The 670-nt window shown below is 60.9% G+C and carries 1 protein-coding gene; it reads right to left on the bottom strand.

Annotated elements, in window-relative coordinates; all coding sequences use genetic code 11:
- The coding region (locus ACUJB0_RS31720) for a TonB-dependent receptor domain-containing protein (protein WP_444848733.1) at positions 1 to 670 on the bottom strand (670 nt) is incomplete at both ends.

Here is a 670-nt window from a genome sequence, read left to right as displayed (position 1 = left end):
CAGGTCGAGGTTGGTGGAGCGCGTCGGTTTCAGGTCCGGGTTGCCGCCGCTGCCCGAGCCATAACCCACCTTGGACACGTCGTCGCTGAGCTGCAGGACGGGATTCAGATCACCGAAGTTCGGGCGGCGCAGGGTCTGGCCATAGTTAAAGCGCACCACGACGTCCTTGGATGGGTCGTAAATCAGCGTCATGCTGGGCAGGAACTTGCTGGTCGACTTGTTGGCACCGGACGGCGTGACCGCCTTGGTGGTGGCATCAACCTTGTAGAAGCTCATGTCGGTATCGACCTTCACATAGCGCATGCCGAAATTGCCGCGCAGGCGATGGCCGAACAGCTCGTTCTGGGTATTCCCCATCACGAACAGGTTCTTCGTTTTTTCATCGACGTCGAACGTCTTCTGCAGGCTCAGCTTGTCCGTCGTCAGGAAGTTCGCGTCGGCCGCGTTGTACATCTTGCGCCATTCGTCGATATGGTCGCGGATGTAGTAGGCGTTCGGCTCCACCCACGAGCGCGGAACATCCGAGATGTCCGTGCCGAAGTTCGAATTGGTGGAGGAATACGCCGCACCCAGCGAGGCCAGGTTGCGGCCCAGGAAGGCCGATTGGTTGCGGTTGGCCTCGGACGCCTTGCGGTCGTCGTAGCGCGCGCCGAACTGGACCGTCTGCAGC

Origin of the sequence: Duganella caerulea (genome assembly GCF_040362985.1) — a bacterium.
GTDB lineage: Bacteria > Pseudomonadota > Gammaproteobacteria > Burkholderiales > Burkholderiaceae_D > Rugamonas > Rugamonas vulcania.
The sequence above is the reverse complement of the archived record's forward strand: the minus strand, read 5'-3'. Positions and strand labels throughout refer to the sequence as shown.